Below are 14,562 nucleotides of genomic sequence, written 5' to 3' on the forward strand. Positions count from 1 at the left end.
CGCCCGGCTCAGCGGGCATCGGCGCCCATCAGGCGCTCCAGCGTCGCCCGCGAACCGCGCTCGTACAGGGAGCCGAGGGTGCCGAGATAGGCGCTGACGAACGGCTCGTGGTCGATCAGGTCGCCGAACAGCTCCCGGTCACGGACGAAGGCCAGCGGGTCTTCGCGTTGGCGCCGGGCCCGTTCGGTGAGGGTCGCGGACAGCCGGTCGACCACGGTGATCGGCTCGCCGTCCTCGTCCACGGCGTCGGCATAACGCGCCCAGCTGGCCACCACCGCGCTGGCCAGCGTGACGTCCCGGCCGGCCGCCAGATTCTCCCGGATCACCGGCAGCAGCCACTTCGGGATCCGGTCGGAGCTCTCCGCGCACAGCCGCGCGACCGTGTCGCGGACGTGGGCGTTGGAGAACCGCTCGATCAGCTGACGCCGGTACGCGTCCAGGTCGATGCCCGGCACCGGAGCGAGGGTGGGCGAACCCTCGCGCTCCATGTAGGCCAGCAGGAACCGGGCGAACAGCGGGTCCTGGGCGACGTCGTGCACCAGCCGGTAGCCCGCGAGGTAGCCGAAATAGCACAGCGCCTGGTGGCTGGCGTTCAGCAACCGCAGCTTCATCAACTCGTACGGTGTGACGTCGTCCACCACCTGGACGCCAACCGTCTCCAGCGCCGGCCGGCCCAGGCTGAAGTCGTCCTCCAGCACCCACTGGGTGAACGGCTCGCAGACCACCGGCCAGCCGTCGGCGATCCCGAACCGCTCGGCCACTGCGTCCCGGTCCTCGTCGGTGGTGCCCGGGGTGATCCGGTCGACCATCGAGTTCGGGAAGCGCACGGCTCCCGCCAGCCAGTCGCCCAGCTCCGGATCGCGCAGCCGGGCGAACGCGGTGAACATCTTGGCCGCGACGTGCCCGTTGCCCTGGATGTTGTCGCAGGACATGACGGTGAACGGCGCCAGCCCGCGGTCCCGACGCCGGGCCAGCGCCTCTACCACCAGGCCGAACGTCGTCGTCGGCGTCGCTCCGGGTTCCAGGTCGGCCTGCACCGCCGGGTTGCCGGCGTCGAACTCGCCGGTCACCGGGTGCACGTTGTAGCCGCCCTCGGTGACGGTCAGCGAGACGATCCTGGTCGTCTCGGCCGCCATCTGCTCGATCACGGCCTCGGGGTCGTCCGGCGCGAGCAGGTAGTCGGTGATCGAGCCGATCACCCGCGGCTCCCAGCTTCCGTCGGCGTCCTTCAGCACCAGCGTGTACAGCCCGTCCTGCTCCTTCAGCACGTCCCGCATCCGGGCGTCGTGGGGAAGCACCCCGACGCCACAGATGCCCCAGCCGTAGGCGTCGGGATCGCCGGAGTTCAGCCACGCGTCGACGTACATCGCCTGGTGTGCACGGTGGAAACCGCCGACGCCGACGTGCACGATGCCCGGGCTCAGCCGGGACCGATCGTAAGTCGGGGTCGGGATCTCGATCTCGGGCAGGTTCTCGTCGCTGAGCGCGGTCATCGCTGGTCTCTCAGTAGGGGACGGGGTCTCTCAGTAGGGGGTGGGGATGTAGCGCTTCGGATGCTCGGGCTCGACGTAGTTGCCCTTCGCCTGCCGCCGCGGCAGCTTCACCGTGCGTTCCGGTAGCGGTTCGTACGGGATCTGGGACAGCAGGTGGCTGATGATGTTCAGCCGGGCGCGCTTCTTGTCGTTGCTGACCGCGACATGCCAGGGCGACTCGTCGGTGTCGGTCTTGGCGAACATGGCGTCCCGGGCCCGCGAGTACTCATACCACTTGCTGTACGACTTCAGGTCCATGTCGGAGAGCTTCCAGGTCTTGCGCGGGTCGTCGATCCGCCCCTTCAGCCGCCGGGTCTGCTCGTCCTGGCTCACCTCCAGCCAGTACTTGATCAAGATGATGCCGGACTGCACGATCTGCCGTTCGAGCAGCGGCACCACCTCCAAGAAGGCGGCCGACTCCTCGGGGGTGCAGAAGCCCATCACGGGCTCGACACCGGCCCGGTTGTACCAGCTGCGGTCGAAGATCACCACCTCGCCGGCCGACGGGAAGTGCGATACGTAGCGCTGGATGTACATCTGCGACTGTTCCTTGGGCGTCGGCGCGGGCAACGCCGCGATCCGGAAGACCCGCGGGCTGACCCGCTCGGTGATCCGCTTGATCGTGCCGCCCTTGCCGGCCGTGTCTCGACCCTCGAACACGATGAGCACCTTCGCGCCGGTGGCTTTCACCCACTCCTGCATCGCGACCAGCTCACCCTGCAGCCGCTCCATCTCGGCCTCGTACGCCTTGGTCTTCAGCTTCGGCTGCGGTTCGGTGGATTCGACCGCGCCTGCCTTGTCGCCCTTGTGCTTGTGTTTCGCCACAGAGCAACCTTCCCACCTGCGATCGGAGCGCGTCACGACCCCTACCGCGTCGTCAGCTCCCCTCTGCGGCGCGGGCCAGGATCTGTTCCGCGGTCAACGGATCGGTGACGAGCTGGTTGAAGTATCCGGCCCGGGCGCCGACGATGATCGGCGTCACCTTGTCCAGCCCGGCGGCCACGGCGACCACCACCGGAAGCTCGCGGAGGTCTGCCAGCTCGAGGGCGATCAGCCGATCGCTGCCCGGAAAGTCCACCGGGCTGCCGGCGCGATCGAAGAACCGTCCGCAGACGTCGCCCACCGCCTCCCACAGGAGGTCCCCGCCGGTCGGGGCGTACTGGGGCACCTGGGCTCGCAGCATCGGTGCGGCACCGACTCCGGTCAGCACCACCCGGGCCTGCGGCCACAGTCGCAGCACGCGCTGGATCGTAGGGTCCCGGCGCAGGGTGCGGTGCAGGCTGGGACCGGGCAGGGCCGGTGCGAACAGGTATTGCGCCCGGCCGGCGATGCCGGCCGCGAACAGCCGGGTGATCTCGTTCGTCTGGTACCAGTCCTCCGGCTGGTCGATACCGCCGATGGCCGGCGCGACCACCACGCCGGGGAACTGAGGCAGTCGCGTCCTGGCCACCTCGTACAGGGTGCGGCCGGAGGAGACCAGCAGGGCGTCGCCGTGGCCCAGGCCGGCGTCGATCAGCGCCCGTCCGACCGCCGGGCCGAGCGCCTTGCCCAGATACTCCTCGTTGCCGCCGGGCACCTCGACCGGCAGTGGCACGGTGAGATACACGCGGCGCAGGTTCAGCACGCCCTCCACCCGGCGGCGGAGCTCGTCCTCCGCCTCGTGGGCCGGCTCGATCACCGTGATCTTGACGATGCCCTGGCGCCGCGCCTCCGACAGCAGCCTGGACACGGTCGGGCGGCTGACACCGATCCGGGCGGCGATCTCGGCCTGGGTAGCGTCGTCCTCGTAGTACATCTTGGCGGCGGCGAACAGCACTGACGGCGTCCACGGTCCACCGGCGTCGGTGGCCTTGGAGTCGCTGATGGCGCGCGACGACGTGTCGTCCATGCCTGTCCGCCCCTCTCAGAACGTCTGTTCACCAGAGATCGTAGCTGAACAGACGTTCTGGACGCATGTCACTGGCCCGGATAGGGTACGAGCGAACACTACCTTTGTTTGGAGGCGCAAAGATGTCCACTGCTCCCGCCGGGGTTCCCGACACCATGCAGGCCGTGATCTGTCACGGACCCGAGAACTACGTGCTCGAAGAGGTTCCGGTGCCCGAGCCCGCTGCCGGGGAGGCATTGGTGAAGGTCGAGGCCGTCGGTATCTGCGCCAGCGACCTGAAGTGCTACCACGGCGCGGCGAAGTTCTGGGGCGACGCCAACCGGCCCGCTTGGGCCGAGACCGAAGTGATCCCCGGTCACGAGTTCGTCGGCACGATTGTTCAGCTGGACGACCAGGCCGCCGAGCGCTGGGGAGTGGCCGTCGGTGACCGGGTGACAAGCGAGCAGATCGTGCCCTGCTGGAAGTGTCGCTATTGCTTGCGCGGTCAATACCACATGTGCGCCCCGCACGACCTGTACGGCTTCAAGCGCCGGACGCCGGGTGCGATGGCGAGCTACATGATCTATTCCGGCGACGCGCTGGTCCACAAGATCAGCCCGGACCTGCCGCCCGCGCATGCCGCGTTCGTCGAGCCGCTGTCGTGCGCGCTGCACGCGGTGGAGCGGGCGAACATGACCTTCGACGACGTGGTCGTGGTCGCCGGTTGCGGCCCGATCGGCCTCGGCATGATCGCCGGCTCGCGGGCGAAGTACCCGGCCAAGATCGTTGCCCTCGACATGGCCCCGGACAAGCTGAAGCTGGCGCTGGAGTGCGGCGCCGATGTCGCGATCAACATCGGAGAGGAAGATGCCGTCGCAGCCGTCAAGGACATGACGGGCGGCTACGGCGCGGACGTCTATCTCGAGGGCACGGGCCACCCGTCGGCGGTCGCCCAGGGGCTGAACATCCTGCGCAAACTCGGCACCTACGTCGAGTACAGCGTGTTCGGCAGCGACGTTAGCGTGGACTGGTCGATCATCTCCGACGACAAGGAGCTCGACGTCCTCGGTGCCCATCTCGGTCCGCACACGTGGCCGGCCGCGATCCGCATGCTCGAGTCCCAACTGCTCCCGATGGACAAGATCTGCACCCATCAACTACCGCTCGCGGAGTTCCAGAAGGGTTTGGACTTGGTCGCGAGCGGGAAGGAGTCGGTCAAGGTATCGCTGATCCCCTGATCGACACCGCTGATCCACCCCTCTCTGCCCCCAGGAGATGCGCTGATGGTCGACGGATCCCGGCCGGTGTGGATCGGCACGAGTTGGAAGATGAACAAGACGTTGGCCGAGGCCGCCGCCTTCATCGACCGGCTGTCTGCTGCACCGATACCCCGCTCGGTGCAGCCGTTCGTACTGCCCGCGCACACGGCGCTCGCTGCCGCCCGCGCCCGGTTGCCGCGGGACTCGCCGGTGCGGTTGGGCGCCCAGAACGCGCACTGGGCGGCCGAGGGTGCCTGGACCGGCGAGATCTCGATGCGGATGGCTGCCGATGCCGGGGCGACGATGGTGGAGCTCGGCCACTCGGAGCGGCGCGAGCACTTCAACGAGACAGATCAGACCATCGCCCGCAAGGTCGCCGCTGCACTGGACCACGATCTCGTGCCGCTGGTCTGCGTCGGGGAACCGACAGAGGTGCGCGACCGTGGCGACGCCGAGTCGTTCGTCGCCGATCAGGTCACGGCGGCGCTGGCCCGCGCGGCGCCGGGCAGTGTCGGCGCCTGCCTGATCGCCTACGAACCGATCTGGGCGATCGGTGCGCGAGGACGCCCGGCGAGCGAGGTCGAGGTCGCGCCCGTGATGAGCGCGATCGCCACCGCCGTTGCGGAACTGACCGGCGGCGGCCGTGCGTGCGCGCTGCTCTACGGCGGAAGTGTGAGCGTGGGCAACGCGGCTGAGCTGCTCCGGAGTCCGCATACCGACGGGCTGTTCGTGGGCCGCGCGGCCTGGGACATCGAGGGGTTTCTCGCTCTTATGCGGGTGGGAGCGGCCCACGTCGAAGTTAACTGTGCGAGTCAAAATAACATCTGAAACGACAAGTTTTCAGAATGACTTGCAAAATTAAGCCGGTGGACTGTAAGTTTTCAGCCACCGGATAACCGGTCGACGTTGCGCAGTGGTGCGCCGTCGCAGCGTGAGGGAGCGTTGATGCCAAGAACGCAGGGCAAGAAGACTCGTAATCGCCTGATCGGAGCCGGTCTCCTCGTGGTCCTGCTGGTGGCCATGATCCTGAGCACCAAGTTCCTCACCCCCGCTGAACTCGCGGCCGCGCTGCCGAAGCCGTTCGAGCCGGCCGCCGTGGCCAAGGGGCTGTACACCAAGGCCGAGTCCGAGGTCGCCTCCAAGGCAAGCCCGCTGGGCGACGTGATCACCGGCGTGCAGAGCGACCCGAAGGCGGCGGCGGAGAAGTTCGGTGCGGTCGCCCCGAACGAGTCCACCTGGGTGTTCGCGGTCCGCGCCAGTGGCGTGGTGACCGACGTGACGGACCAGTCCGTCCGGCTGAAGATCCCCGGTGTGCCGAACGAGACCGCGGTGATCGTGCCGACCGATGTCGCGATCCAGGGCACGGTGGTCCGGGACGGGATGGGGTTCAAGTTCGCCGACGCCCCAGGCCAGACCGACTATCAGTACGTCGGTGACGAGATCAAGAAGCTGATGCAGGCCGCGGTGCAGGAGCAGGCATCCGGGATCACCAAGGGCAAGCAGATCCAGGTGATCGGGATGATCTCGGTGCAGAACAACGGAGCGCCGCAACCGAAGGCCAAGCCGGTGAACGTGCAGCCGATCAAGATCGAGGTCGGCTGATGACGGCGGGCGTGATCGACGAGGCGCGGGCCAGGGACACCGCCGACGACGGCGAGGTCGTGCTCCGGGCGGTGGACATCAGCAAGACCTACGGTGTCACGAAGGCGCTCAAGGGCGTCAACTTCGAGGTTCGGCGGGGCAAGGTCACGGTTCTCTTCGGTGAGAACGGGGCCGGGAAGTCCACCCTGATGAAGATCTTGTCCGGGGTGACCACGCCGACCGACGGCCATCTGGAGCTGGACGGGCGTCGGATCGAGCTGAACTCGACCAACGAGGCTGTGGACCTCGGCATCTCGATCATCCACCAGGAGCTGAACCTGGCGCCGAACCTGAGCGTTCGCGACAACATCTTCCTGGGCCGCGAGCTGCGCACCCGCACCGGCGCGATCGACTACACCGCCGAACGCAGGATCACCCAGCAGCTGATGCAGCGACTCGAGGAGCTCATCCCGGCCAGCACGCTGGTCCAGGACCTCCGGGTCGGCCAGCAGCAGATCATCGAGATCGCCCGCGCGCTGGCCACCGACTGCCGGATCCTGATCATGGACGAGCCCACCTCGGCGCTGAGCGCCAGCGAGGTCGAGGTCTTGTTCAAGGTGATCCGGGACCTCACCTCCAACGGGGTCGCGATCGTCTACATCTCCCACCACCTGGAGGAGGCGATCGAGATCGCCGACCACGCCGTGGTGTTCCGCGACGGCGATCTGGTCGCGACCGAAGAGGCCGCGAACATCGACCTGCCGTGGGTCGTCCGGCAGATGGTCGGCCGCGAGGCGGACTACGACTTCCGCGACGAGCCACGGGACTTCGGGGAGGTGGCGCTGTCGATCCAGGGGGTGACCGTCGCCGATCTCGAGAGCGGCCGGGTGACCGTGAACAACGTGTCCCTGGACGTCCGCGAGGGCGAGATCGTCTGCTTGTACGGGCTGATGGGTGCCGGCCGGACCGAGCTGATGGAGGCGCTGTCCGGCCGCGACCCGATCTCGGGCGGCACCGTGTTGCTGGCGGGCAACGACGTCGCCGGGCTCGACATCGAGGAGCGGATCTCGGCCGGCATGGGCCTGGTGCCCGAGGACCGGCAGCGCGACGGCCTGGTCCAGCTGATGACCGTCGGCAAGAACCTGTCGCTGGCCAGCCTGAAGTCCTGGGTGAAGCGCGGCTTCATCAACACCGGCCAGGAGCAGCGGCGGATCGGCGACATGATCGCCGACGTCAAGGTCAAGACCGCCGGGCCGAGCGCGCTGATCACCTCGCTGTCCGGCGGCAACCAGCAGAAGGTCGTGATCGGCAAGATGCTGCTGACCGATCCGAAGGTGCTGCTGCTGGACGAGCCGACCCGGGGAATCGACGTCGGCGCCAAGGGCGAGATCTTCTCGCTGCTGTTCCGTGAGGCGCGGCGCGGTCTCGCGGTCCTCTACGTGACGTCCGAGGTGGGCGAGGCGCTCACCGCATCCCATCGAGTCCTGGTGATGAGCAAGGGACGCATCGTCGCCGAGTTCGATCCCCGCACCTGCACTCGCGACGAAGTGATGGCCGCCTCCGGCGAGCACGACACCGAGTACGCGCACGAGAACGGAGACTCCGAATGAGCACCACCGCAGCGGCAACGAAGCCCTCGGGAACCGGCCCGGCGACGCAGGAGAAGCCCAAGGGCCGCTCGATCAACCTGAACGCGGTGCTGATGGAGGGCAGGGCGCTGATCGCCCTGATCATCATCATCATCATCTTCGCCGCGCTCAGCGACAACTACCTCACCGCGGGCAACCTCACCACGATCACCAAGCAGGTGGCGTTCAACGCCATCATCGCGCTCGGCATGCTGATGGTGATCTTGAACGGCGGAATCGACCTCTCGGTCGGCTCGGTCGTCGGGATGACCGCCGCCGTGGCCGGCAATCTCTTCCGCGGGGTAAACCTGCCGCTGAGTGACGTGATCATGTTCCCCAGCGTGTGGGTGATCGTGCTGGTGTCGGTGGCGATCGGCATGTTGGTGGGATGGGTCAACGGGTTGCTGATATCCCGGCTCAACCTCGCCCCCTTCATCGTCACCCTGGGCATGCTCTACGTCGCCCGCGGGCTCACCGAGGTCATGCTGAACGGCCAGAACATCACCTCCGAGCTCCGCGGCCAGGAGGCGCTCGGCAACACGGGGTTCTTCCAGATCTTCGCCAGCCGACCGCTGGGTCTGCCGATCTCCGCCTGGGTGATGATCGTTCTCGCGGTGGTGTTCTCGATCGTGCTCACCCGGACCCCGTTCGGTCGCTGGCTGTATGCCACCGGCAGCAACGAGCGCTCGGCCGAGCTCGCCGGCGTCCCGGTCAAGAAGGTGCAGACCACGGTGTACGTCCTCGCCGGGCTGTGCGCGGGCATCGTCGGCATCCTGCAGATGGCCAACATCAGCTCCTCGACCGCCGACCTGGGCACGTTCTACGAGCTCAACGCCATCGCGGCCGTGGTGATCGGCGGCGCGGCGTTGTCCGGTGGCCGGGGCACGGTCCGCGGCACGATCATCGGTGCGTTCGTGATCGGCTTCCTGGCCAACGGCCTGGTCATCGTCGGCGTCTCGCCCTTCTGGCAGAAGGTCATCACCGGCGCCGTGATCATCCTGGCGGTGGCGGTCGACCAGATCCAGCAGATCGTCCAGCGTCGCCGCAGCGCCCGTCGCGCGGTGGCAGCCGCCAAGCAGGCCAGCAAGGAGCGGGCCGCCCGCAGCGCCGCCTGACCCCAGACGAGCACTTCTACCCACCACCCCCGTGCGGAGGGCATCCGCACAACCTGAGTCGCCGGGCGCTCCCGGTCACTGCGAGAGGAATCCGTATGTTCACCCGCTCACGCCTCGCCGGTCTCGCCGCCGGCGCACTGATGCTCAGCCTCGCCGCATGTGGTGGCGGGGGAGGCGGATCGGCCGAGCCGGCCGCCTCCGGGTCCGGCGGAGGCGGCGCCGCCGGCGGCACCATCGCCATCATCACCGTGGACCCGTCCAACCCGTACTGGAAGGCCGAGGCGGACACCGCCAAGGCCGAGGCGGAGAAGCTCGGCTACAAGACCACCGTGTCGGCCAACAACAACGATCCGGAGACCCAGAACCAGCTGATCGAGACCGCGATCAACGACAAGGTCGCCGGCATCCTGCTCGACCCGGCCGGCGCCGACGAGAGCGTGGCCGCCGTCCAGAAGGCGGTGGACGCGAAGATCCCGGTCGTGCTGATCAACGCCGAGATCTCCCAGACCGGCCTGGCCAAGGCCCAGATCGTGTCCAACAACGCCCAGGGTGCCACCATCGGCGCCGAGGAGTGGGCCAAGGCGATGAACTACAAGGGCACCTACGTCGAGCTGTTCGGCAAGCCGAGCGACAACAACGCCCAGGTCCGCTCCGACGGCTACAAGGCCGTCATCTCGCAGTATCCCGACCTCAAGTCGGTCGGCAAGGAGATCGCCAACTGGGACCGCCAGCAGGGCCAGGAGAAGATGGAGTCGCTGCTGTCGAAGAATCCCGACGTCAAGGGTGTCATCGCCGGCAACGACGAGATGGCTCTCGGCGCGATCAACGCGCTGAAGGAAGCCAAGAAGCTGGACCAGGTCAAGGTGCTCGGCTTCGACGGCAACCAGGACGCGGTCGACGCGGTGAAGAGCGGCGCGATGGTCGCCACCGTGCTGCAGCCCATCGTGGAGGCGACCAAGAAGGCCATCGGCCAGCTCGACAGCGTGATCCGGACCGGGAACACCGGCGTGAGCGAGGAGAAGCAGGCCATCGACTGCGTCCTGATCACGAAGGAGAACGCCGACAACGTGAACGACTTCGTCTACTCGGGCTAGGACGGGCCGGAGCACACGAGGCTGTGGGATGATCAGGCGACAGGTTCTGGCGGCCGTGGGCCCGGGGTCAGCCCCGGGTTCCGGCCCCGGATGGCTCGGATCGGCGGGAGGCGGCGTGGCGAGCTTGCCCGCACGACCGCACCTGGCGCATTCGGAGGTTCCGCGCCGGGAGAGCAAGGCCGAGGCTCGCAAGCGGCTGCTCACCGAGGCGGTCCTGGCGTCCGGTTCGGCCACCGCCGCAGAGCTGGCCCAGCGGTTCGGCGTCAGCCTGGTCACCATCCACCGCGACCTGGACGAGCTCGAGCGCCGTGGCGTGGTCCGCAAGTTCCACGGCGGGGTCACCGCACAGCCGTCCGGAGTGTTCGAGTCGCAGATGCCCTACCGGCTCGCGTCGATGACGGCGGAGAAGGAGGCCATCGCCGCGACGGCGCTGCGCTACGTGCAGCCGGGGATGTCCATCTTGCTGGACGACAGCACCACGGTGCTCGCCATGGTCGACGGCCTGGCCGAGCGGGCGCCGTTGCACGTGGCGACGACGTTCGTCGCCGGGATGAGACGGCTCAGCGAGCTCGCCGGGGATCACGACCTCACCCTGATCGGGATCGGCGGGCGTTACGACGTCGCGCACGACTCGTTCGTCGGCGTCCAGACCAACCAGCAGGTGCAGGGCATCCACGTCGACGCCGTGTTCTTGTCGACCTCCGCCGTCTCCACCACCGATCTCTACCACCAGGAGGAGCAGGTGGCCGCGCTCAAGCGGGAGATGCTCAACTCCGCGAGCAAGCGCTACCTGCTCATCGACCACACCAAGCTCAACCGTCGCGCGTTGCTGAAGATCGCATCGCTGAGCGAGCTCGACCTCATCATCACCGACGACGGCGCGGACCCCGACGTGCTGGCGGCGTGGTCCGAGGCCGGGATCGCCTACGAGATCGCTCAACGAGCGGTCTGACTTCCCCTCGCCGCAGCGCAGGCCTAGCCCGCCACCCGGCCGGCCCCGGTCGCCGTCCCGACCGACCATTCGACTGACTACCCATCTGATCCGACGGAGGACCCCATGACGCACGTATTCAACGACCCGGCGGACTTCAAGGAGGACGTACTCCGCGGTTTCGCCTTGGCCTACCCGCACTACGTCGACCGGGTCCCCGGTGCGTCCGGCTTCGTCCGGGCCGGGGGCGCCCTCGAGGGCAAGGTCGGGCTGGTGATCGGCGGCGGCTCCGGTCACTACCCCTCCTACAACGGCGTCGTCGGCACCGGCTTCGCGGACGGGGCCGTGCTCGGCGACATCTTCGCCTCGCCGTCGGCCGAGCAGGTCTATCGGATCGCCCGAGCCGCGAACGGAGGCGCCGGGATCGTGCTGGGCTTCGGCAACTACGCCGGTGACCGGCTGAACTTCAAGGTCGCGGCCGACCGGCTGATCGCGGAGGGGATCGACACCCGGATCGTCTACGTCACCGACGACGTCGCCTCGGCCGCACCGGATGAGCAGGGCAAGCGGCGCGGCATCGCCGGCACCTTCACCGTGTACAAGATCGCCGGGGCGGCGGCGGAGGCCGGCGCCGACCTCGACGAGGTCGAGCGGGTGATGGCCGCGGCCAACGCGGCGACGTACTCCTTCGGCGTGGCCTTCGACGGCTGCACGCTGCCCGGTGCCGACGAGCCGCTGTTCCACGTGGCCGAGGGCAAGATGGACTTCGGCCTCGGCATCCACGGTGAGCCGGGGATCAGCTCGGTCGACTCGATGTCCGCCAGCGAGCTGGCGGCCACCCTGGTGGAGAAGGTGCTGGCCGAGCGGCCCGCCGGTACTGCCCGGGCGGCCGTGGTGGTCAACGGGCTCGGGGCGACGAAGTACGAGGAGTTGTACGCGCTCTTCGGCGGCATCGCTCCGCTGCTCACCGACGCGGGGGTCGAGATCGTCGCGCCGGAGGTCGGTGAGCTGGTGACGAGCCTAGACATGGCCGGCTGCTCGCTGTCGGTGACCTGGCTGGACGAGGAGCTCGAGCGCTACTGGCTGGCCCCGGCCGACACGGCCGCCTTCAAACGGGGGAACGCTGCGGTCTCGACCACCTTCACCAAGCACCGCCAGGTCACCGAGGACGTGACCGCCGCCGCGACGGAGGAGGCGACCGAGGACTCGATCGCGGCGGCCGCCATCGCGCGGAGTGCGGTGCTCGCGATCAGTGAGACGATCGAGGAGAACAAGGACTACCTCGGCCGGATCGACGCCATCGCCGGTGACGGCGACCACGGCATCGGCATGTCGCGCGGAGCGCGCGCCGCCGCCGAGGCGGCCGCCCAGACCGAGGGCGGCGTGCAGACGGTGCTGGGTGCGGCCGGCGCCGCGTTCGGCGACAAGGCCGGCGGGACCAGCGGGATCCTCTGGGGTCTGCTGCTGGACGGGGTGGGCAAGAGCCTCGGCAACACCGACAAGGTGACCACCGCCCGAGTGGTGGAGGCCGTACGGCAGGCCGCCGCCGATCTGCAGGGCTTCAGCAAGGCATCGCTGGGCGACAAGACGATGCTCGACGCCTTGTTCCCCTTCGTGGACAGCCTGGTGGCCGAGGCGGATCGGGGCCGATCGCTCGCGACGGCGTGGTCCACGGCGGCCCGGGCGTGCGTCGACGCGGCCGAAGCGACCGCGGCACTGGTTCCGAAGATCGGTCGCGCCCGGCCGTTGGCGGAGCGCAGCGTCGGCACGCCGGACCCGGGGGCGGTGTCGATGGGGATGATCGTGACGGCGATCGGCACGGTGCTCGACGAGGCGGCGGTCGAGGGATCCGCGGCCGCGACGGCGCAGACATCGGAGGTCTGATCATGGCGGAGAAGATCAGGCTGCTGATGGGCAGCGACAAGGCCGGGTTCGACTACAAGGAGGCGATCCTGGCCGACATGCAGTCCGACGACCGGGTCGAGGTCGTGGACAATCTCGGCGTGATGTCGGACGACCTGGACGCGTCGTCCTATCCCTCGGTGGCCATCGCGGCCGCCGAGAAGATCGCCGCCGGGGAGGCGGACCGCGCCATCCTGATCTGCGGGACGGGGATCGGCGTCGCCATCGCGGCCAACAAGGTGCCGGGTATCCGGGCCACGGTCGCCCATGACTCGTTCAGCGTCGAGCGCTCGATCCTGTCGAACAACTGCCAGATCCTCACCATGGGGCAGCGCGTGATCGGCCTCCAGCTGGCCCGCCGGCTGGCCAAGGAGTGGCTGGGGTATGCCTTCGACCCGACCAGCCACTCCAACGCGAACGTCTGCGAGATCATCGACTACGAGGACTCGCTGACCGACTGAGCCCGCCCCGGCGCCCACCGCTGCCCTGCACTTCGGATCCCGTGTACGTCCTCGGATCCCGTGCAAGGGATCCGAGGCGCTCCAGGGGATCCGAGTTCGGTGTGGGGGGCCGGTAACGTCGTGGCGGGAGCCGCTGTCCTGGACTTCGGATCCCCTGTACGCCGTCGGATCCCGTGTACGCCGTCGGATCCCGTGCAAGGGATCCGAGGCGTTCCAGGGGATCCGAGTTGCCGCGGGGTGTTCGGACGACTCCCTACGATTGGTCCCGTGAGTGACATCCCGATCGGCACCCCGCCCTCCCCTCCAGGACGCCATGCGGCTCCCGGCGGGTGGTACCCGGATCCGATCGACGCCGCCCAGGAGCGGTACTGGGACGGCTGGCAATGGTCCCGCAACACCCGACCGCGCGAGCTGCCGGCGTACGGTTCCGCCGGCGGGCAGCAGGACTACGGCCAGGCGCCCCAGGCGTACGGGAGTCAGGGGTATGGGGGTCACGGCTACGGGGCGCAGGGGAACGGGGGTCAGGGCTACCGGGGCCAGGATCAGCAGGGCAAGCCGTACGGCTACCCGCCGAACCAGCCTCAGCATCCTCCGGCGCAGTATCCGCCGGCGCAGTACCGTGCCGCCTCGGTGGGCGGCTCGGCGCAGGCCGCGTACACCGCCGACGGAGTTCCGCTCAGCGGCTGGTGGTGGCGGGTGCTCGCGGTCTGGCTGGACAGCATCTTCGTCGGCCTGCTGGTGCTGATCCCGGCCTTCCCGATCTATCAGCGGATGATCGCCGCGTTCACCGGCTACTTCGACCAGGTGCTGAAGGCCGCGCAGGCCGGTCAGGCCGCGCCGCCGCAGCCGGACGTCACGACGTTCCTCAGCAGCAGCGACCAGACCCTGCTGATCGCCATCCAGCTGAGTGTCGCGTTGATCTACAACATCGCGTTCCTGCGCTGGAAGTCGGCGACCCCCGGCAAGCTGATCTGCCGGCTCCGGGTGGTGCCGGTCGATCAGGGCCGCTCCGTCGGCCGGCTCGAGTGGGGCAGCGTGGTGATCCGGTCGGCGATCTGGGTGCTGCCCGGGATCTCCGGCGTGCTCGCGGTCTTCCGCCTGATCGACGGCCTGTTCCCGCTCTGGCAGCCCAAGCGGCAGGCCATTCACGACCTCGCCGCCAAGACCCAGGTGATCCGTCCGCTCTGACCGG

General features: G+C 68.6%; 13 protein-coding genes. 10 read left to right on the forward strand and 3 right to left on the reverse strand.

Annotated elements, in window-relative coordinates:
• Positions 1-8 precede the first annotated feature (8 nt).
• Genes ABD747_RS03360 through ABD747_RS03370 form a run of 3 tightly spaced genes read right to left on the reverse strand, consistent with a single transcriptional unit; the run spans position 9 to position 3,420 of the window.
• Positions 9-1,493, reverse strand: coding sequence for a mannitol dehydrogenase family protein (locus ABD747_RS03360; protein ID WP_344801674.1), 1,485 nt, complete (start codon positions 1,491-1,493; stop codon positions 9-11).
• 30 nt (positions 1,494-1,523) lie between these two features.
• Positions 1,524-2,357: a polyphosphate kinase 2 gene (gene ppk2, locus ABD747_RS03365; RefSeq protein ID WP_344801675.1), complete on the reverse strand. Its 834-nt coding sequence runs from the start codon at positions 2,355-2,357 to the stop codon at positions 1,524-1,526.
• Between the two features lie 52 nt (positions 2,358-2,409).
• Positions 2,410-3,420: a sugar-binding transcriptional regulator gene (locus ABD747_RS03370; RefSeq protein ID WP_344801676.1), complete on the reverse strand. Its 1,011-nt coding sequence runs from the start codon at positions 3,418-3,420 to the stop codon at positions 2,410-2,412.
• Between the two features lie 122 nt (positions 3,421-3,542).
• Here ABD747_RS03370 and ABD747_RS03375 point away from each other — a divergent pair, with 122 nt between their 5' ends.
• The 10 genes from ABD747_RS03375 (at position 3,543) to ABD747_RS03420 (ending at position 14,558) form a co-directional block, all read left to right on the forward strand.
• Positions 3,543-4,637 carry an alcohol dehydrogenase catalytic domain-containing protein gene (locus ABD747_RS03375; RefSeq protein ID WP_344801677.1) on the forward strand — a complete coding sequence of 365 codons (1,095 nt, stop codon included), beginning with the start codon at positions 3,543-3,545 and terminating at the stop codon, positions 4,635-4,637.
• 45 nt (positions 4,638-4,682) lie between these two features.
• The gene (locus ABD747_RS03380) at positions 4,683-5,486 is read left to right on the forward strand and encodes a triose-phosphate isomerase (protein ID WP_344801678.1); all 804 of its coding nucleotides are present in this window, start codon (positions 4,683-4,685) and stop codon (positions 5,484-5,486) included.
• Between the two features lie 117 nt (positions 5,487-5,603).
• Positions 5,604-6,260: a DUF2291 family protein gene (locus ABD747_RS03385; RefSeq protein ID WP_344801679.1), complete on the forward strand. Its 657-nt coding sequence runs from the start codon at positions 5,604-5,606 to the stop codon at positions 6,258-6,260.
• The gene (locus tag ABD747_RS03390; protein ID WP_344801680.1) at positions 6,260-7,849 is read left to right on the forward strand and encodes a sugar ABC transporter ATP-binding protein; all 1,590 of its coding nucleotides are present in this window, start codon (positions 6,260-6,262) and stop codon (positions 7,847-7,849) included. Before ABD747_RS03385 ends, ABD747_RS03390 begins: the two co-directional genes overlap by 1 nt.
• Positions 7,846-8,982 (forward strand): ABC transporter permease, encoded by a 1,137-nt coding sequence (locus ABD747_RS03395; RefSeq protein ID WP_344801681.1) that lies wholly within the window; start codon positions 7,846-7,848, stop codon positions 8,980-8,982. Before ABD747_RS03390 ends, ABD747_RS03395 begins: the two co-directional genes overlap by 4 nt.
• Before the next feature lie 95 nt (positions 8,983-9,077).
• A complete protein-coding gene (locus ABD747_RS03400) occupies positions 9,078-10,076 on the forward strand; it encodes a D-ribose ABC transporter substrate-binding protein (protein ID WP_344801682.1) in 999 nt (332 codons plus the stop codon).
• Between the two features lie 115 nt (positions 10,077-10,191).
• Positions 10,192-11,028, forward strand: coding sequence for a DeoR/GlpR family DNA-binding transcription regulator (locus ABD747_RS03405; protein WP_344801683.1), 837 nt, complete (start codon positions 10,192-10,194; stop codon positions 11,026-11,028).
• Positions 11,029-11,133: 105 nt separating this feature from the next.
• The gene (locus ABD747_RS03410) at positions 11,134-12,891 is read left to right on the forward strand and encodes a dihydroxyacetone kinase family protein (RefSeq protein ID WP_344801684.1); all 1,758 of its coding nucleotides are present in this window, start codon (positions 11,134-11,136) and stop codon (positions 12,889-12,891) included.
• A 2-nt stretch (positions 12,892-12,893) separates the two neighbouring features.
• Positions 12,894-13,370 (forward strand): ribose-5-phosphate isomerase, encoded by a 477-nt coding sequence (locus ABD747_RS03415; RefSeq protein WP_344801685.1) that lies wholly within the window; start codon positions 12,894-12,896, stop codon positions 13,368-13,370.
• A 267-nt stretch (positions 13,371-13,637) separates the two neighbouring features.
• A complete protein-coding gene (locus tag ABD747_RS03420) occupies positions 13,638-14,558 on the forward strand; it encodes an RDD family protein (protein ID WP_344801686.1) in 921 nt (306 codons plus the stop codon).
• Positions 14,559-14,562 lie beyond the last annotated feature (4 nt).

The sequence above is a fragment of the Microlunatus ginsengisoli genome (assembly GCF_039537205.1).
GTDB lineage: Bacteria > Actinomycetota > Actinomycetes > Propionibacteriales > Propionibacteriaceae > Microlunatus > Microlunatus ginsengisoli.